The organism is Brucella sp. IR073 (genome assembly GCF_049065735.1).
Classification (GTDB): domain Bacteria; phylum Pseudomonadota; class Alphaproteobacteria; order Rhizobiales; family Rhizobiaceae; genus Paramesorhizobium.
The window spans coordinates 453291-471690 of the sequence record NZ_JBAKHD010000002.1; the positions used below are offsets into that span (position 1 = coordinate 453291).

An 18400-nucleotide genomic window follows, 5' to 3' on the forward strand; every position below is an offset into this window, starting at 1 on the left:
TCCTGAACCCGTTGATTTGCCTTTTTGTAGCCGAAAAGCGGGGTCGTTGCACCCCGCTTTTGCCTTACTTCACGCCTTGATAATGCGCTTTTTCCAATAACGGATCTGGCGGCGCACCTCTTCCGGCGCGGTGCCGCCATAGGAATTGCGGCTGCGCACGGATTTGTCCACGGTGAGGAAGCCGAAGACCGCCTCGGCGATGCCGGGATGGATGGATTGAAGGTCTTCGAGCGAGAGCTTGGCGAGATCGCATTTTTTGCTCTCCGCCAGCGCCACGGCACGGCCCGTAACGTGGTGCGCCTCGCGGAAGGGGATGCCCAGTTCGCGCACCAGCCAGTCGGCAAGGTCGGTGGCGGTGGAATAGCCGGAGCCGGCGGCTTTCTTCATCGCTGCGCTGTTTACCGAGAGGTCACGGACCATGCCGGTCATGGCGGCGAGCGCCAGTTCCAGCGTTTCGGCGGCGTCGAAGACGGCTTCCTTATCTTCCTGCATGTCCTTGGAATAGGAAAGCGGCAGGCCCTTCATGACGGTCAGGAGCCCGACAAGCGAGCCGGTGATGCGGCCTGTCTTGGCGCGGACGAGCTCCGCCGCATCCGGGTTCTTCTTCTGCGGCATGATCGAAGAACCGGTAGAGAAGGCATCGGAAAGGCGGATGAAATTGAATTGCGGCGTCGACCAGATCACGATCTCCTCGGCAAGGCGCGAGAGATGCGTGGCGCAGATGGCGGAGATGGAGAGGAACTCCAGCGCGTAATCGCGGTCGGACACGCTGTCGAGCGAGTTGCGCGTCGGCTCGCGGAAGCCGAGTTCCTTCGCGGTCATCTGGCGGTCGATGGGAAAGCCGGTGCCGGCGAGCGCTGCCGCCCCCAAGGGTGATTCGTCCATGCGCTCCATGGCATCGCGGACGCGGGAGAGGTCGCGCCCGAACATCTCGACATAGGCCATTGCGTGGTGGCCGAAGGTGACGGGCTGCGCCGTCTGGAGATGGGTAAAGCCGGGCATCACGGTCGCCGCATGTTCCTCGGCACGCTCCAGGAAGGCTTCGATCAGCTTTTTCAGCGCCGTGGCGGTTTTGTTGAACTCGTCCTTGACCCAGAGGCGGAAATCCAGCGCCACCTGGTCGTTGCGCGAGCGGGCGGTGTGGAGCCGTCCGGCGGCGGGGCCGATGAGTTCAGCCAGCCGCGCCTCGACATTCATGTGGATGTCTTCGAGCTTGCGCGAGAAGACGAACTTCCCGCTCTCGATTTCGGCCAGGATGGTCTTGAGGCCCTCGGTGATTTTGTCGCAGTCCTCAGCCGTAATAATGCCGGTCTTGGCAAGCATGGCGGCATGGGCGAGCGAGCCGCGAATATCTTGTGCGTAGAGCTTGCGGTCAAAGCCGATGGAGGCATTGATCTCTTCCATGATCGCGTCGGGACCGGATGCGAAGCGTCCGCCCCACATTTCATTGCTGGACTTTTGTTCGGTCATGGTTGAATGCCTCGAATGGAAACACGAGAAGGGTTGCAAGGAACATGGCAACGGGCAACGAGAATGCCGGAAAACCGAGGAAGGGAAGGGTTCTTCTGCTCTCAGGCTTAGCGGGACTTATCGCCGGTGCCGTGGGGGTATACGTGATGGAACGGCCCTCTGGCAATGTGGCAGCGGCGGTCGATGGCAGGCAATGCGCGCTGAAGGCGGAGGCGGCAAAGGCGCTGGACAGCGCGGCGACCGGCTCGGTGGCGGCGATGCGGCCTGCCGAAGCGCCCCAGCCCGTTGGAAACCTAGGCTTCACCGGGCCGGATGGGGCCAAGATGACGCTTGCCGATTTCAAGGGCAAGACGCTGCTCGTCAATCTCTGGGCCACCTGGTGCGCGCCCTGCCGCGAGGAGATGCCGGCGCTCGACAAATTGCAGGCGGAGAAAGGCGGCGATGATTTTGAGGTCGTCGCCATCAACATCGATACGGGCGACGATGCCAAGCCGAAGAAATTTCTGACGGAAACCGGCGTGCATTCATTGAAGCTCTATCGCGACCCGACCATGGGCGTCTTCAACGAGCTGAAAAGGAAGAACCTCGCCTTCGGTCTGCCGGTGACGATGCTGGTGGACAAGGATGGCTGCCAGATCGCAGCCATGAACGGCCCGGCGGACTGGGCGGGCGAGGATGCGAAGAAGCTGATCGATGCGGCGCGGGAAAGATTCCGGTGAGGGCGGGCTGCAAATGGCGTCTTTCTGCGCTTCCGGTGCTCACGTACTAAAGTACGCTGCGCTCCGGTTCTCGAAAGCCACCATTTTCGCCTCGCCCTGACCGGAATCTCGGCTCCCTAGCTGGTAAACCCAGCGCGCTTCAGCCGGACGATGGCGAGGTCGAGCGCGGAAAGAAAGGCCGAGCGGTCGCGGGCGGCGAAGGGCGGTGGGCCGCCGGTGATCTGTCCGGCGGAACGCAAGCCCTCCATCAGATTGCGGGTAGCAAGCACATTGCCGATGGAGTCTGGCGTAAAGGCGCGGCCATTGGGCGCGATTGCCGCCGCGCCCGCATTGATCGCCCGGCTCGCCAGCGGAATGTCTGATGTGACGACGATGGCACCCGGCCCGGCGCGCTCGGCAATCCAGTCATCGGCGACGTCGAGACCAGCAGCCACGATCACGCGCTCGATCAGCGGATCGCGCGGAACCGCGATGAAGGAATTGGCGACGACATAGACCTTGACGCCATGGCGCTCCGCGACGCGGTAAACCTCCGTCTTCACGGGGCAGGCATCGGCGTCGACATAGATGGTGATTGGGCGCTGATCGTTCATGCTGTCATTCGATGGCATGAGGCGATGGGGGATTGCAAGGCGGGGTATATATTCTCCGGCTGAATGCTGCGATCAAAATAATGAACTGGCCCGCGCCGCCAGCGAGGATTAAGGCGGGGGCGAATCGTTTTCAGCCGCATTTATTGCGAGGCCAGACGGAGCGTTTGGCTGCAAAATGCTTGAGGTCGCCACCCATGCCCGTCAAATATTTCCCCGCGCTTTTCGTTATCCTCTGGGCCACCGGCTTCATCGGCGCGGGCTATGCCATGCCCTATTCCGAGCCGTTCGGCTTCATGACGGTGCGGTTCTTTCTCGCGGCCGCGATCCTGGGCGTATGGGCGCTCGCAAGCGGAAGTCCGTGGCCGAACCGGCGCGGCGCGCTCCATGCGGCAATTGCAGGATGCCTCATCCACGGCACCTATCTCTCCGGCGTGTTCTGGGCGGTGCATCAGGGCTTGCCCGCCGGCATGTCGGCGCTGGTGGTCGGCCTGCAGCCGCTCATCACCACGCTCATCGCAGGGGTGACGCTGAAGGAGAAGATCGAGGCGCGGCATTGGGCCGGGCTCGCCATCGGCTTCGTCGGCGTCGTCATGGTGCTCAGCCCGAAATTCTCGTTCCATTCCGGCGGGATCAATGCTGTGACCATCGGGGTGATGTTCCTCGCCGTGCTCGCCATCAGCATCGGCACCGTGTGGCAGAAGCGCTTCGTCGGGCAGGTGGATGTGAAAACCGGCACGACAGTGCAATATCTCGCCGCCGCCATTCTCACCGGCATTTGCTCGCTCGCCTTCGAGAGCCATCAGGTGATCTGGTCGCCCTGGCTCCTCTTCGCCATGGCGTGGCTGGTGATCGTGCTTTCCATCGGCGCGGTGCTGCTGTTGATGGTGCTGATCCGCGAGGGCGCGGTGTCGAAGGTCGCTTCGCTCTTCTACCTCGTGCCCGGAACCACGGCGCTGATGGCCTATTTCCTCTTCGGCGAGACGCTGAATCTCATCCAGCTTGTCGGCATGGCTATCACGACTTTCGGCGTGGCGCTGGCAACGGTCCGCGGCCTTAGCCGTCAGTCACCCCGTCTCGCGCCGCGATAGTGGAGGATGGCGGCGTTGATTTCAGCGCCGAGAATGAAGATTGCCGCGACGATGTAGAGAAAGACGATCGCCACCATGATCGAGGCGAGGCCCGCATAGGTCGAGACGTAATTGGCGAAGGTCTCCAGATATTTGGCGAAGACGATCGAGCCGACCAGCCAGGCGAGCAGCGTCACGCCGATGCCCGGAAGAATATCCAAAAATCCGCGCCGTCCGGCCGGCAGCCAGAGATGGACGACGAGAAGGCCCAGTATCAGAACGGCGATGGCGATGGCGTAGCGCCAGATGGTGAGGCTTCCCGTATAGGGCGCGATGGCCGGAAACCAATGTTCCGCGATGCGGACGCCGAGCGGGGCAAGAACGAGGAGGATGCTGATCGCCGTCAGAACCAATGTGGCGACGATGACGAAGCCGAGGCTCTGCAGGCGGCAGAAGATGACGGAGCGGGTATCGGTGACGCGATAGGCGCGGTTCAAGGCGATCCGCAGCGCCTCGATGCCATTGGAGGCGAAATAGGCAGCGGCGAGCACGCTGACCGTCAGAAGGCCGCCGCGCCGCACGCTCAGCACGTTTCGCACCTCATCCGCGATGGGCCGGGCGATGGTCGAAGGCCATGTATCGAAAATCACATGAACCGCCGTGTCGGCAAACGCGTTAGCCCCCAGGAAGCTTGCGAGCGAGGTGGCGAAGATCAGAAAGGGGAACAGCGCCATCAACCCCGAAAGGGTGATGTGGCTGGCGAAAGCCCAACCGTCATCGGAATAGAAATGGCCGAACGCATCGCGTAAAACCTGCCAAAGGAACGTTCGGGTCAAATGCATCGGCAGGCGTTACCTCGAGTCTTGAATAGCCGTTGAGAACATCCAGTTTGCAACGTGCGCCGTGATATGGGAAGCCTGAACAAAATTCCAGCGCATGATCTTATCCGGGAAGTCTGCAATTTTTCGGGATAAAAAGGACCCAGGGATATGGACGTTTTCTTCAAGATAGCCGCGATGGTGATGATTCTTGCCGTCGCCTGTGTGCTCTTCATCGGCTTGCGCAACATGGTGCGCGGCGGCGATGGTAATTTCTCCAACAAGATGATGCAATTGCGTGTGCTGTTGCAATTCATTGCGGTGGCGCTGATCGTGGCTGCCATTTACTTTGCCCGCCACGCTTCATGATTTGGAGGATTGCATGGTCCGGCTCAACAAGATCTACACGCGCACCGGCGATGACGGCACGACCGGGCTCGGCAATGGCGAGCGGCGGCTGAAAAGCGATCTGCGCGTCGAGGCCTATGGCACGGTGGACGAGGCGAATGCCTGTATCGGGCTGGCGCGGCTGCATACGGGCGAAAGCCTACCCCCTCTCGACGCGATGCTCGCCCGCATCCAGAACGATCTTTTCGACCTTGGCGCCGATCTTTCGACGCCGGACACCGGCGAGCCGCTCAAATATGAGCCATTGCGCATCGTCGAGGCGCAGGTCCTGCGGGTCGAGGCGGAGATCGACGAACTCAATGCGGCGCTCAATCCCTTGCGCTCCTTCGTTCTGCCGGGGGGAACGCCCGCATCCGCTGCGCTGCATCTGGCGCGAACGGTGGCGCGGCGGGCCGAGCGGATCATGGTCGCGCTTTCCCAAACGCCGGGCGAGCGGGTGACCGAAGCGGCGCTACAATATATAAACCGCGTCTCGGATTTCCTGTTCGTCGCTGCCCGTGCCGCCAATGATAATGGCGCGCTGGATGTGCTGTGGGTGCCGGGCAAGAACCGATGAGGAAAATGCATGAAGTGCCACGATTGACGTAAACGTCAATCGCAATTACGGTCTCGCCCCGGTTCCTTCATTTTTGTCGGCTTCATGCCGGTTTCCGGCAAGTGGGTATTGGTTCTCAGGCGGTATATCCGCGGTATAAGTTCATTCGAAAGGGTCAGCGCATGAAAGTGCTCGTCGCTGTTAAGCGTGTCGTCGATTACAACGTCAAGATCAGGGTGAAGGGCGACGGTTCGGGTGTCGAGCTCGCCAATGTGAAGATGTCGATGAACCCGTTCGACGAGATTGCCGTGGAAGAGGCGATCCGCCTGAAGGAAGCCGGCAAGGTCGAGGAGATCGTCGCGGTGTCCATCGGGCCGGCCCAGTCGCAGGAGACGCTGCGCACGGCGCTTGCCATGGGCGCGGACCGCGCCATCCTCGTCAAGGTCGATGATTTGGTCGAGCCGCTCGCCGTGGCGAAGATTTTGAAGGGCGTGGTCGAGGCGGAGCAGCCGCAGCTCGTTTTCCTCGGCAAGCAGGCGATCGACGACGACTCCAACCAGACGGGCCAGATGCTTTCTGCGCTGCTTGGCTGGAGCCAGGGTACTTTCGCGTCGAAGGTCGAGCTTGCCGATGGCGCGGCCAAGGTGACGCGTGAAGTCGATGGCGGCCTGCAGACGGTTGAGATCAAGCTGCCGGCCATCGTCACCACCGATCTGCGCCTCAACCAGCCGCGCTATGCCTCGCTGCCCAACATCATGAAGGCGAAGAAGAAGCCGCTCGATGAAAAGACGGCGGCCGATTATGGCGTCGATACTGCGCCGCGCCTGAAAGTGCTCAAGACCGAGGAGCCGGGCGGCCGCAAGGCTGGCGTGAAAGTGGCTTCCGTCGCCGAACTGGTCGAGAAGCTCAAGAACGAAGCCGGCGTGCTCTGATTTAAGGAAGGGGATTTTCACATGGCTATTCTTCTTGTTGCCGAACACGACAACGCAACCCTTTCCGACCAGACCGCAAAGGCGCTGACGGCGGCCTCCCAGATCGGCGGGGATATCGACATTCTCATCGCGGGCAAGGGGGCGAAGCCTGCCGCCGACGCGGCTGCGGCGCTCAAGGGCGTGCGCAAGGTGCTGCTCGCCGACAGCGCGGAACTGGAAAACCAGCTGGCGGAGCCGACCGCGGCGCTCGTCGTCTCGCTCGCGGGCGATTACGACACGATCATCGCCCCGGCGACCACTTCGGGCAAGAACATTCTGCCGCGCGTCGCGGCCCTCCTCGACGTGATGCAGGTTTCCGACATCATCGAAGTGGTTTCGCCTGACACATTCAAGCGCCCGATCTATGCCGGGAACGCCATCCAGACGGTGCAGACGAGCGATGCCAAGAAGGTCATCACCGTGCGCACCGCTTCGTTCCAGGCGGCGGGCGCGGGCGGCTCGGCCCCGGTCGAGACGGTCAATGCCGCCGGCGATCCGGGCCTGTCGAAATTCGTGGAGGCGAAGCTCTCCGGCGGCGACCGTCCGGAACTGACCTCGGCCAAGATCATCATTTCGGGCGGCCGCGCGCTCGGCTCTTCTGAGAAGTTCAGGGAAGTCATCCTGCCCGTCGCCGACAAGCTCGGCGCGGCGGTCGGCGCTTCGCGCGCGGCGGTCGATGCGGGCTATGCACCCAATGACTGGCAGGTGGGCCAGACGGGCAAGGTGGTCGCGCCCGATCTCTACATCGCCTGCGGCATTTCCGGCGCGATCCAGCATCTGGCGGGCATGAAGGACTCAAAGGTCATCGTCGCCATCAACAAGGATGAGGAAGCGCCGATCTTCCAAGTCGCCGATTACGGGCTTGTCGGCGATCTCTTCGAGATCCTGCCGCAGCTCGAAAAGGCGCTTTAGGAGGCTGGGCCAGCCCGACGGAAAATTTTGTTCCTTTTCGGGCCCGGCATTGAGCCTTTTATAATCGACCGATTGAATTATGATGGCCGGGGTGGACGAACTCTACTCCGGCCATTTACTTTGCAATTTATCGCACAAGAAAACACTAGGGTGGACTATGGGCGCGACAATCAGGAAGATCGGGGTTATCGGGGCGGGACAGATGGGCAGCGGCATAGCTCATGTCTGCGCCATCGCCGGCTACGATGTGGCGCTGCACGACGCGTCCCTGGAGCGGATGGAGAACGGCATCGCCACGATCAACGGCAATATGTCGCGGCAGGTGGCCTCCGGCAAGCTCGATGAGACGGCCCATCGCGAGGCGATGGCGCGCATCGGCATGGCGGACCGGATGGAGGGCCTCGCCGACGCGGATCTGGTGATCGAAGCGGCAACAGAAGACGAGACCGTCAAGCGCAAGATCTACCAGCAGCTTTGCCCGATTCTCAATCCGCAGGCGCTGCTTGCCACCAACACCTCCTCCATTTCCATCACCCGCCTTGCCTCCACGACCGACCGGCCGGAGCGCTTCATCGGTATCCATTTTATGAACCCGGTGCCGGTCATGAAGCTGGTGGAACTGGTGCGCGGCATCGCCACCGAGGATGCGACCTTCAACGCCGCCCGCGCCTTCGTGGAAAGCCTCGACAAGACCGTAACGGTGGCGGAGGATTTTCCGGCCTTTATCGTCAATCGCATCCTGCTCCCGATGATTAACGAGGCGATCTATACGCTCTATGAGGGCGTCGGCACGGTCGATGCCATCGATACGGCCATGCGCATGGGCGCGAACCACCCGATGGGGCCCTTGCAGCTTGCCGATTTCATCGGGCTCGATACCTGCCTGTCGATCATGCAGGTGCTTTATGAAGGGCTGGCGGATTCCAAGTACCGGCCATGCCCGCTGCTGGTCAAATATGTCGAGGCCGGCTGGCTGGGGCGCAAGTCGGGACGCGGCTTCTATGACTATCGCGGGGAGCATCCGGTGCCGACGCGGTAGGCGGTGTTTACGTCTCGTTAACCCTCATCGTTCACTCCGAATTCACCTTTAACCGTTAAATTTGTCTTTAATGGCAATCGCGGAGCGCGCTCCTGCGGAGAATGCCAATTCAAACCAACAGGTTACAGGACAGGGCGATGAGCATCCTCATTCAATTGCGTCATAGCGCAACCGTTATTCGTGAATTCCTGGCGCCGTCCTACCGGCCCGAGCGCCACTATATGCGCGGACCTGGACCGGCCTGCGCCGCGCGCACGCGGCACTAAGAAGGCTTGGCACCCTCCTTCCCCCCTGCGGGGATTGAGGAGCGTTCGGCCGAAGGCCGAGGAAAAGCCAACGATTTGGCTTTTCCAGCGACGAACCCCGCGTTAGCGGGCGGATGGGGGTGGTGATGATAGAGGTGATCTGGAAACGTTAAGCACCTGACGCGCACTTGGATGTGCGATCAAATAATGCGTCTTTGATAACAATCGTAGCGCGCTGCCTTTACCACCCCCACCCGGCCCTACGGGCCACCCTCCCCGCAAGGGGGAGGGAGACAACCTCAACTCTCAGCTCTCCAGCCCCTCGAACAGCACCGTCGAGAGATAGCGCTCGGCAAAGGAGGGGATGATGATGACGATGTTCTTGCCCTTGTTTTCCGGCCGCTTGCCGATTTCCACCGCCGCCGTCAGCGCGGCGCCGGAGGAAATGCCGACGGGAATTCCCTCCAGGCGGGCGATGAGGCGGGCATTGGCGAAGGCGTCTTCGTTGGAGACCTGCACGACTTCATCGTAAATCGTCGTATCGAGAATCTTCGGCGCGAAGCCCGCGCCGATGCCCTGAATCTTGTGCGGGCCGGGATTGCCGCCGGAGAGGACGGGTGAATCCTTCGGCTCCACCGCAACCACGCGGAAGGAAGGCTTACGCGCCTTGATCATCTGGCCGACGCCGGTGATCGTGCCGCCGGTGCCGATGCCGGAAATCAGGATATCCGCCTCGCCATTGGTGTCATTCCAAATCTCCTCCGCCGTGGTGCGGCGGTGGATTTCCGGGTTGGCCGGGTTCTCGAACTGTTGCGGGATGATGGCATCAGGGTTTTCCGCAACCAGCTCCTCCGCCTTGGCGATGGCGCCCTTCATGCCCTTGGCGCCCTCGGTCAGCACCAGCTCGGCACCCAGCAGTTTCAGGAGCTTGCGGCGCTCGACCGACATGGTCTCCGGCATGGTCAGGATCAGGCGATAGCCCTTGGCGGCGGCGGCGAAGGCGAGCGCGATGCCGGTATTGCCCGAGGTCGGCTCGATAAACACCGTCTTGCCGGGAACCGCCTTGCCCGCTTCTTCCAGTGCCTCGATCATCGCAAGGCCGATGCGGTCCTTGACGCTCGCCAGCGGATTGAAGAACTCGAGCTTGGCGAGGAGATTGGCCTCGACGCCGTTTTCCTTGGCAAACTTGTCGATGCGGACGAGCGGCGTGTTGCCGATCGTCTCGATGATGGAGCTATATACGCGACCGCGGCCCGGCGCGTTCGCTTCCCCTGATGTGACGGGCTTGTTCATGAGATCATCTCCCTGAGGTGCATTTTCCCGATAGTATGGCGAATAATAGGAAAAACCTAGTTCCTGCTGTTCGCAAGAGTATGGCGATTTGGAATAAAAATCCAAAAGATGGCGATTTTTGAAAAAGAAACAACGAGACCGGCTGCCAAGGAACGGCCATCCAGGTGAACGATCCTGAAACGGATTTTGAGGGATATGCCAGGGAGCGGTTGGTGGAGCTGAGGGGGATCGAACCCCTGACCTCGTCATTGCGAACGACGCGCTCTCCCAGCTGAGCTACAGCCCCGTCCACCAGCGCTTGGAAAATGCCGGAGACATCCCGGCAAAATCATGCGGCTAAAAGATTTAGCGAGCGGCATTTAGGGGAGCGTAGGGGGAGATGTCAAGGGAAAGTGAGCGGCGAAAACATGTCCGGGAAGGAAATCGGAGGAGCGGCGGACATCATTCGGTAAGCCTGCCATCCGATTGATCTTGTTCTCGCAATCGGCAACCGTTACAAGTCGGGGACTTGAAGGAGATATCCATGCTTGCGCTGCTTCGCACCATCGACCTCGCGCTCGACATCTATACCTGGATCATCATCGCCTCGGCGGTGTTTTCCTGGCTCTATGCCTTCAATGTCATCAATTCCAGCAACCGTTTCGTGGCCTCGGTCGGCGATTTCCTCTACCGAGTGACCGAGCCGGCGCTGCGACCGATCCGCCGTATCCTGCCCGATCTCGGCGGGATCGACATTTCCCCCATCATTCTGCTTTTGATCATCTTCTTTATCCGCCAGCTGCTGTGGACCACCATCGCGCCCATGCTGCTGTGACCGACGGCTTCTTTCGCCCCGAGAAGGACGGTGTCACGCTTTTCGTGCGGCTGACGCCTAAAGCCTCCAAGGATGCGGTCGAAGGCATTGGCGAGCAATCGGACGGGCGTCGCTATCTCAACGCTCGTGTGCGCGCCGTGCCGGAAGACGGCAAGGCCAACAAGGCACTCGAAAAGCTCCTGGCAAAGACGCTTGATGTCCCCGGCGCCCACGTGGCTGTCGTCGCGGGTGCGACATCCCGGCTGAAGCAGGTGAAGATCGAGGGCGATCCCGCCCTGTTGGTTGAAAAGCTGCAGGCCTTGGCGATCGATAAAGCCTGAAAAGCAAAAAGCCCGTCGCGGGGGACGGGCTTTGTCAATTTCGGCTAAGTCTTTGTTTAGCCGCATGATCTTATCTGAAAAGTCTGCAACCTTTCGGGATCATGCTTTAATCAGGCCGCCTTCATCTTCTTGGCACGCTCGATCGCCTCGGTGATGAACTGGCGGGCATAATCCTCATCGCCCCAGTCGCCGATCTTCACCCATTTGCCGGGCTCCAGATCCTTGTAGTGCTCGAAGAAATGGGCGATCTGCTGGAGGGTGATTTCCGGCAGGTCGGTGTAATTGTGCACCTTTTCATAGCGGCGCGTCAGGTGCGGCGAGGGGACGGCGATGATCTTCTCGTCCTTGCCGGAATTGTCTTCCATGATCAGCACGCCGATGGGGCGCACATTGATGACGCAGCCCGGCACCAGCTGGCGCGTGTTGCAGACAAGAACGTCGATGGGGTCGCCATCCTCGGAAAGCGTGTGCGGCACGAAGCCGTAATTTCCGGGATAGGTCATCGGCGTATAAAGGAAACGGTCGACAATGAGCGCGCCCGCTTCCTTATCCATCTCGTACTTGATCGGCTGGCCGCCGACCGGCACTTCGACTATGACGTTGATATCTTCGGGGGGATTGGAGCCGATTGAGATAGCATCGATATTCATGGAGGCACCCTTTCGTTTCGCGCCCTGATAACGGGTTTCATAACGCGGCGCAACAAAAACGAAACGGGCGGGAATGAGAGAAGGGAGTAGGGGAATAAGGGAGCAGGGGAGTATGTTGCGAGCAAAAACATGCTCCCTTATTCGCCTATTCCCTTATCCCCCTAATTCCAGACGAAGGCGACCTTTTTCAGCGTCTTTCCTTCGAAGCACTCTATGCCTTCGGCGATGTCGTGGCCGCCGGCGCTGCGATAGAAGGAGAGGGCGAGCGTGTTGTCCTCGAGGGCCCAGACGACGGTGCCGTTAAGTCCGAGATCGGCAAGGCAGCGGCGGGCGGTGCGCAGCAGGCGTCCGCCAAGGCCGATGCCCTGATATTCCGGCTTGATGTAGAGCTCGTAGATCTCGCCTTTCTGCGCCAGCTGGTGTGCCCGGTTGGGGCCGAGCGTGGCATAGCCGACGATGTTTCCGCCTGCTTCGGCCACCAGAATCTGTGTGGAAAGCCGGATGGCGCGCGCCCACCATTCCGCGCGGCGGCGCTCCAGCATGGCGTTGAGCGACTTGTGCGGGATGATCCCGGCATAAGCGCCCTGCCAGGCTTCATGGTGCACATCCGCGATCGCAGTCGCATCATCGAGGACGGCACGTCTTATATCGATGGTCAGCGTCGTCATGAGGCCAAGCATGCCGCAGGAGGCGATTGGCGGCAAGTGGAGAGACGAGGGCAATCCCCAGATGTGATGAAATGCCGATTAAGATGAAAGGATGAATTGCCGGAATGAAAACGGCGCCCGCGGGCGCCGTTTGGAATTGTCTAGGTATCACGCCGCGCCGGGATTGCGGCTCTTCTCAAAACGCTTCCGCTCGTTCGGGTCGAGATACATCTTGCGCAGGCGGATTGATTTCGGCGTCACTTCCATCAGCTCGTCGTCCTGAATCCAGGAAAGCGCGCGGTCGAGCGTCATGCGGATCGGCGGGGTCAGCTTCACCGCCTCATCCTTGCCGGCGGCGCGGATATTGGTGAGCTGCTTGCCCTTGAGCACATTGACCTCGAGGTCGTTGTCGCGCGAGTGGATGCCGATGATCATGCCCTGATAGACCTTGTCGCCCGGCTCGATAATCATCGGGCCGCGATCTTCCAGATTGAACATGGCATAGGCCACCGCTTCACCAGCGCCGTTGGAGAGCAGCACGCCGTTGATGCGCCCGCCAATCGGACCCTTATAGGGCTGGTAGTCGTGGAACAGGCGGTTCATGATTGCCGTGCCGCGCGTATCGGTCAGAAGCTCCGACTGATAGCCGATGAGACCGCGGGTCGGGGCATAAAAGCGCAGGCGGACGCGGTTGCCGCCGGAGGGGCGCAGTTCCACCATCTCGCCCTTGCGTTCGGACATCTTCTGCACAACGACGCCGGAATGCTCCTCGTCGACGTCGATCACGACCTCTTCGATGGGTTCCATCAGCGTGCCGTTCTCGTCCTTATGCATGACGACGCGCGGACGCGAGACGGCAAGCTCGAAACCTTCGCGGCGCATGGTCTCGATCAAGACGGCGAGCTGCAATTCGCCGCGTCCGGAGACGTAGAAGGAATCCTTGCCCTCGGCTTCCTCGATCTTGAGCGCGACATTGCCCTCGGCCTCCTTGAACAGGCGGTCGCGGATGACGCGGCTCGTCACCTTGTCGCCTTCCGTGCCCGCCAGCGGCGAGTCATTGACCAGGAAGGACATGGTGACCGTCGGCGGATCGATGGGCTGCGCGTGCAGCGCTTCGGTGACGGAGGGGTCGCAGAACGTATCGGCGACAGTGCCCTTGGAAAGGCCGGCAATGGCTACGATATCGCCCGCATGGGCTTCCTCGATTGGCGTGCGCTCGATGCCGCGGAAGGCGAGAATCTTGGAAATACGGCCCTGCTCGATGAGCTTGCCGTCCTGACCAAGCACCTTGACAGGCTGGTTTGGCTTGATCGAACCGGAATGGATGCGGCCGGTGATGATGCGGCCGAGGAAGGGGTTGGCTTCCAGGATCGTGCCGATCATGCGGAAGGCGCCGTCTTCCTCGCCGACGCTGGGCTCCGGAACATGTTTCAGCACGAGGTCCAGCAGCGGCGCGAGACCCTGATCCTTCGGTCCCTCGGGATTGAAATTCATCCAGCCATCGCGACCCGAGCCGTAGAGGATCGGGAAGTCGAGCTGCTCGTCGGTGGCGTCGAGATTGGCAAAGAGGTCGAACACCTCGTTGATAACTTCCTCGTGCCGGCCATCCGGGCGGTCGATCTTGTTGATGGCGACGATGGGCTTGAGGCCGACCTTCAACGCCTTGCCGACCACGAATTTGGTCTGCGGCATCGGGCCTTCGGAGGCGTCCACCAGCACGATCGCGCCATCCACCATCGAGAGGATGCGCTCGACCTCGCCGCCGAAATCGGCGTGGCCCGGCGTATCGACGATGTTGATGCGAACGCCCTTCCACTCGACCGAGGTGGCCTTGGCGAGAATGGTGATGCCGCGTTCCTTTTCCAGATCGTTGGAATCCATGACGCGCTCGGCGACGCGCTGGTTCTCACGGAACGAGCCGGACTGTTTCAGAAGCTCGTCGACGAGGGTGGTCTTCCCATGGTCGACGTGAGCGATGATCGCGATATTGCGCAACTGCATGTGGGGTCACTTCTTAATGATTGAAAGTTGAGACGCCCGCTTCAAGCGATCGCCGTTTGCGGCGCTGCATACAGGTTTTTCCGCGCTTGCGAAAGGGGGGGCGCATTATTGCGCCCCTCCCGATTTAAAGCAAGGTGCCGGAGAGGATAACCATCGCAACCGAAAAATAGATGACAAGCCCTGTGACATCCACCAGCGTGGCGACAAAGGGCGCTGATGCGCTCGCCGGGTCGAAGCCGAGCTTCTGGAGAATGAAGGGCAGCATAGAACCGGCAAGGGAGCCGAAGGTGACGATGGCGACCAGGGCGGTGGCGACGGCGGCGGCGATCAGCATCCAGTGCGGCCCATAATCGTAGAAGCCAAGCTCTTGCCAGGCGGCGATGCGGATGAGGCAGATGACGCCCAGGAGCGCGCCGAGCGCGACGCCCGTGGGCAGCTCCCGCAGCGCCACCTTCCACCAGTCGCGCAATTTCACGTCCTGCAGCGCCAGGGCGCGGATCAGGAGCGACGTCGCCTGCGAGCCGGAATTACCGCCCGAGCTCATCACCAGCGGGATGAACAGCGACAGCACCACGGCCTTCGCGATCTCGCCCTCGAAATGCTGCATGGCGCTCGCCGTCAGCATCTCGCTCAGGAATAGGACCGAGAGCCAGCCGCCGCGCTTCTTGATCATCTCGCGGAAGCCGATTTCCATATAGGGCTTGTCGATGGCTTCCAGGCCGCCGAACTTATAGGCATCCTCGGTCGCCTCATGGGTCATGGCGTCGAGCACGTCATCGACGGTCACGATGCCGATGACGCGGTTGCCCTCGTCCACAACAGGCACGGCGAGCAGATCGTGCTTGCGAAATAGCCGCGCCAGGTCCTCGCGGTCGGTGAGCGGCGATATGGCGACCGGATTGCCGTCGCGGCTGATGGAGGCGATGGAGGCGTCCGGTTCGCTGGTGATGAGGCGGCGCAGGGTGACGACATGCTCCAGCACTTTCGTGCGGGGATCGACGACATAGATGGCATAAATGGTTTCCCGCGAACGCTCCACTTCGCGGATATATTGCAGCGTCCGCGAAACGGTCCAGCTGGCGGGAACGGCGATGAACTCCGTCGTCATCAGGCTGCCGGCGGTATCAGGCGGGAAGCCTAGCAGCGTTTTCAGCGCGGCCCGGGTTTCCGGGGCCAGCACGGTGAAAAGCCGGGTGCGGAGGGGCTCGTCCAGTTCCTGGAAGATATCCGTGGCACGGTCCGCCGACATGGCGTCGAGCAGGCTGCCCGCCTTGTTGAGCGGCAAATTCTCGAATATCTCATCGGTCCGGCGCAGTTCGGGCCGGTCGAGCAGATCCACGGCTTGCTCTGGCCGCATATGCTCGATGGCGGCGATGGCGTCGTCAATGTCGAGGTCATTAAGGACTTCGATCGCGTCGCCCGGGTTCATCCTGGCCAGATGCTGGGCGATCGCCACCGCCGAAAGAGCGGCAATGTCGGGGATTTCCGGGGTGTTGACGTCCGGGGAGAAGCTCTTGGGGGTCATCGGTTTGCCTTTCCGTCGATCCGCCGTCATGGGCAGGATCGTGACAAACCGGTTTGCAAGCGGTCAGATCACGGCTGCCGATGACGGCTGGGACAATCGACTGTAACTGTCGCTTGGCATTGTGAGTTGAACTCCGTTACGAAACCGCCACTGCGGGAGAATGCAGCAACGCTGGCCATGATTTGCTGCCGCAGCCCGCAGAAGTCAAGGGCCGCTTCCCTTGTGGCGCTGCATTCAGCGGCTTAGATAAAAGCACCCGCCTTACTCTACCCATTGGAGTCCCAGCCCATGTCCAGCACGAAAGCCGCCGTCAATCCTGCCCTCGCCGAGTGGAGGGGGCCGCTCGGGCTTCCAGACTTCACCGCCTTTTCCGACGAGGATTTCGCCCCGGCCTTCGAGGCGGCATTGGCGCAGGACATGGCGGAGATTGAGGCGATCGCTTCAAACGGTGAGACGCCCGATATCGAAAATACGCTGAAGGCGCTGCAACTGGCCGGCAAGGCATTGCAGCACGTCTCCGCCATTTTCTGGCTGCGGGCAGGCGCGCATACCAATGAGACGATCCAGAAGCTGGAGCGGGAGATCGCGCCGAAACTATCGCGGCACTATTCGAAAATCATGATGGACGCTCGGCTGTTCGCTCGCATCGATGCGCTTTACGAGGCGCGCGATACGCTGGGTCTCGACGCCGAAACGCTACGGGTCCTTGAAAAAAGCTGGAAGCGCTTCGTGCGCAGCGGCGCGAAACTCGACGAGGCGGGCAAGGCGCGGCTTGCCGATATCAACGAGAAGCTAGCGGCGCTGGGCGCTCAGTTCGGCCAGAACGTGCTGAAGGACGAAGCCGATTGGGCGCTTGTCATCACCGATGAGGCGGATCTGGCGGGCCTGCCGGATTTCGTGCGCCAGACCATGCGCGGCGCGGCGGAGGAGCGCGGTCATCCGGATGCCTGGGCGGTGACGCTGGCGCGGGCGGTGATCGAACCGTTCCTGTCGTTCTCGCAAAATCGCGCCCTGCGTGAAAAGGCGTTCCTCGCCTGGGGCCGGCGGGGCGAGAATGGCGGCGCATCTGATAACCGCGCCATCGTGGCCGAAACGGTCGCCCTGCGCGCCGAAAAGGCGAAGCTGCTCGGATATGACAGCTTCGCCGCCTATAAGCTCGACGACTCCATGGCCAAGACGCCGGAAGCGGTGATGGGCCTGCTCGAGCCCGTCTGGGACAAGGCGCGGGCGCGCGCAGCGGAGGAAGAAGCCGAGCTTGAAAGGCTGATTGCCGCGGAAGGGGGCAATTACAAGGTCGCGCCATGGGACTGGCGTTATTACGCAGAGAAGCGCCGGGCGGAGCTTTTTGCTTTCGACGAGGCGGAACTGAAGCCCTATCTGCAACTGGAGAAGATCATTGAGGCGTCTTTTGCCGTCGCGACGCGGCTGTTCGGCCTGCAATTCGAGGAGAAGAAGGGCATTCCCACCTGGCATCCGGATGTGCGGGTATGGGAAGTGAAGAACCCGGATGGCAGCCGCCGCGGCTTGTTCCTGGGTGATTATTTCGCCCGGCAATCGAAGCGGTCGGGCGCGTGGATGAGTGCCTTGCAATCGCAGCACAGGCTCGACGGAGGGGCGGAGCCGATCATCTACAATGTGATGAATTTCGCCAAGCCGCCCAAAGGGGAACCGGCACTGCTCTCGCTCGAGGGCGCGCGTACGCTGTTCCATGAATTCGGCCATGCGCTGCATGGGCTGCTTTCCAATGTGACATGGCCGGCTGTCTCCGGCACCGCCGTGTCGCGCGATTTCGTGGAGCTACCCTCGCAGCTTTACGAGCACTGGCTGACCGTGCCGGAGGTGCTCGAGAAATATGCGCTGCACTACGCAACCAACGAGCCAATGCCGAAGGCGCTGCTCGATAAGATGCTGGCGGCGAAGACGTTCAATTCCGGTTTCGACACGGTGGAGTTTACGGCTTCCGCGCTGGTGGACATGGCGTTCCATGCGAGCGGCGACCCGGTTGCTGACCCGCTCGCCTTCGAGGCGGAGACGCTGAAGAAACTCAATATGCCCGATGCCATCATCATGCGCCACCGCACGCCGCATTTCACCCATGTGTTCTCCGGCGACGGCTATTCGGCGGGGTATTATTCCTACATGTGGTCGGAAGTGCTCGACGCCGACGCCTTCAGCGCCTTCGAAGAGACGGGCGATGCGTTCAATCCAGAACTCGCAGCGCGGCTGAAGCAATATATCTATTCGGCGGGCGGCTCCCGCGATCCGGAAGAACTCTACAAAGCCTTCCGCGGGAAGATGCCGACGCCAGACGCGATGATTGCCAAGAGAGGGTTGGGGTGAGCAACTGCCCTCACCCTTATGCTCCCGTGAAGA

Annotated in this window: 18 protein-coding genes and 1 tRNA gene; 10 read left to right on the top strand and 9 right to left on the bottom strand. The window is 61.3% G+C overall.

All coding sequences use genetic code 11. From position 1 onward, the window contains the following. Positions 1-69: 69 nt before the first annotated feature. On the bottom strand, positions 70-1470 hold the full coding sequence (gene argH / locus ACOWVG_RS05970; protein WP_420960586.1) for an argininosuccinate lyase: 1401 nt from the start codon (positions 1468-1470) through the stop codon (positions 70-72). Positions 1471-1514: 44 nt separating this feature from the next. On the opposite strand from argH, the gene tlpA reads away from it, so the two are divergent. Next, positions 1515-2189: a thiol:disulfide interchange protein TlpA gene (gene tlpA, locus ACOWVG_RS05975; protein ID WP_420960587.1), complete on the top strand. Its 675-nt coding sequence runs from the start codon at positions 1515-1517 to the stop codon at positions 2187-2189. Between the two features lie 116 nt (positions 2190-2305). On the opposite strand, the gene ACOWVG_RS05980 is transcribed toward tlpA, so the two are convergent. Next, positions 2306-2782 (bottom strand): YaiI/YqxD family protein, encoded by a 477-nt coding sequence (locus tag ACOWVG_RS05980; protein ID WP_420960588.1) that lies wholly within the window; start codon positions 2780-2782, stop codon positions 2306-2308. A gap of 194 nt (positions 2783-2976) precedes the next feature. Here ACOWVG_RS05980 and ACOWVG_RS05985 point away from each other — a divergent pair, with 194 nt between their 5' ends. Further along, positions 2977-3870, top strand: coding sequence for a DMT family transporter (locus ACOWVG_RS05985; RefSeq protein WP_420960589.1), 894 nt, complete (start codon positions 2977-2979; stop codon positions 3868-3870). Here the strand turns inward: ACOWVG_RS05985 and ACOWVG_RS05990 are convergent. Further along, positions 3843-4691, bottom strand: coding sequence for a YihY/virulence factor BrkB family protein (locus ACOWVG_RS05990; protein ID WP_420960590.1), 849 nt, complete (start codon positions 4689-4691; stop codon positions 3843-3845). The genes ACOWVG_RS05985 and ACOWVG_RS05990 overlap by 28 nt on opposite strands. A 147-nt stretch (positions 4692-4838) precedes the next feature. Between ACOWVG_RS05990 and ACOWVG_RS05995 the strand changes: the two genes are divergently transcribed. From ACOWVG_RS05995 to ACOWVG_RS06015, 5 genes are all read left to right on the top strand, one after another. Next, the gene (locus ACOWVG_RS05995; RefSeq protein ID WP_420960591.1) at positions 4839-5036 is read left to right on the top strand and encodes a twin transmembrane helix small protein; all 198 of its coding nucleotides are present in this window, start codon (positions 4839-4841) and stop codon (positions 5034-5036) included. Positions 5037-5049: 13 nt separating this feature from the next. Continuing rightward, positions 5050-5631: a cob(I)yrinic acid a,c-diamide adenosyltransferase gene (locus tag ACOWVG_RS06000; RefSeq protein ID WP_420960592.1), complete on the top strand. Its 582-nt coding sequence runs from the start codon at positions 5050-5052 to the stop codon at positions 5629-5631. Positions 5632-5792: 161 nt separating this feature from the next. Next, a complete protein-coding gene (locus ACOWVG_RS06005; RefSeq protein WP_420960593.1) occupies positions 5793-6542 on the top strand; it encodes an electron transfer flavoprotein subunit beta/FixA family protein in 750 nt (249 codons plus the stop codon). A gap of 21 nt (positions 6543-6563) precedes the next feature. Then, positions 6564-7493 carry an electron transfer flavoprotein subunit alpha/FixB family protein gene (locus ACOWVG_RS06010; protein ID WP_420960595.1) on the top strand — a complete coding sequence of 310 codons (930 nt, stop codon included), beginning with the start codon at positions 6564-6566 and terminating at the stop codon, positions 7491-7493. A gap of 157 nt (positions 7494-7650) precedes the next feature. After that, positions 7651-8532, top strand: coding sequence for a 3-hydroxybutyryl-CoA dehydrogenase (locus ACOWVG_RS06015; RefSeq protein WP_420960596.1), 882 nt, complete (start codon positions 7651-7653; stop codon positions 8530-8532). Between the two features lie 551 nt (positions 8533-9083). Here the strand turns inward: ACOWVG_RS06015 and cysK are convergent. Beyond that, positions 9084-10070, bottom strand: coding sequence for a cysteine synthase A (gene cysK / locus ACOWVG_RS06020; RefSeq protein ID WP_420960597.1), 987 nt, complete (start codon positions 10068-10070; stop codon positions 9084-9086). Between the two features lie 210 nt (positions 10071-10280). Further along, positions 10281-10356 (bottom strand) — tRNA-Ala (locus ACOWVG_RS06025). Positions 10357-10593: 237 nt separating this feature from the next. On the opposite strand from ACOWVG_RS06025, the gene ACOWVG_RS06030 reads away from it, so the two are divergent. Then, entirely contained in the window at positions 10594-10884 is a 291-nt protein-coding gene (locus ACOWVG_RS06030; RefSeq protein WP_420960598.1) for a YggT family protein, read from the top strand. Next, on the top strand, positions 10881-11204 hold the full coding sequence (locus ACOWVG_RS06035) for a DUF167 family protein (RefSeq protein WP_420960599.1): 324 nt from the start codon (positions 10881-10883) through the stop codon (positions 11202-11204). Before ACOWVG_RS06030 ends, ACOWVG_RS06035 begins: the two co-directional genes overlap by 4 nt. A 110-nt stretch (positions 11205-11314) precedes the next feature. On the opposite strand, the gene ppa is transcribed toward ACOWVG_RS06035, so the two are convergent. From ppa to mgtE, 4 genes are all read right to left on the bottom strand, one after another. Next, entirely contained in the window at positions 11315-11854 is a 540-nt protein-coding gene (gene ppa / locus ACOWVG_RS06040; protein ID WP_420960601.1) for an inorganic diphosphatase, read from the bottom strand. A 161-nt stretch (positions 11855-12015) separates the two neighbouring features. Then, entirely contained in the window at positions 12016-12522 is a 507-nt protein-coding gene (locus tag ACOWVG_RS06045) for a GNAT family N-acetyltransferase (RefSeq protein WP_420960602.1), read from the bottom strand. A 147-nt stretch (positions 12523-12669) separates the two neighbouring features. After that, on the bottom strand, positions 12670-14502 hold the full coding sequence (typA, locus tag ACOWVG_RS06050; protein ID WP_420960603.1) for a translational GTPase TypA: 1833 nt from the start codon (positions 14500-14502) through the stop codon (positions 12670-12672). Between the two features lie 124 nt (positions 14503-14626). After that, positions 14627-16027: a magnesium transporter gene (mgtE, locus tag ACOWVG_RS06055; RefSeq protein ID WP_420960604.1), complete on the bottom strand. Its 1401-nt coding sequence runs from the start codon at positions 16025-16027 to the stop codon at positions 14627-14629. 288 nt (positions 16028-16315) lie between these two features. Here mgtE and ACOWVG_RS06060 point away from each other — a divergent pair, with 288 nt between their 5' ends. After that, positions 16316-18367 carry a M3 family metallopeptidase gene (locus ACOWVG_RS06060; RefSeq protein ID WP_420960606.1) on the top strand — a complete coding sequence of 684 codons (2052 nt, stop codon included), beginning with the start codon at positions 16316-16318 and terminating at the stop codon, positions 18365-18367. Positions 18368-18400: the final 33 nt, after the last annotated feature.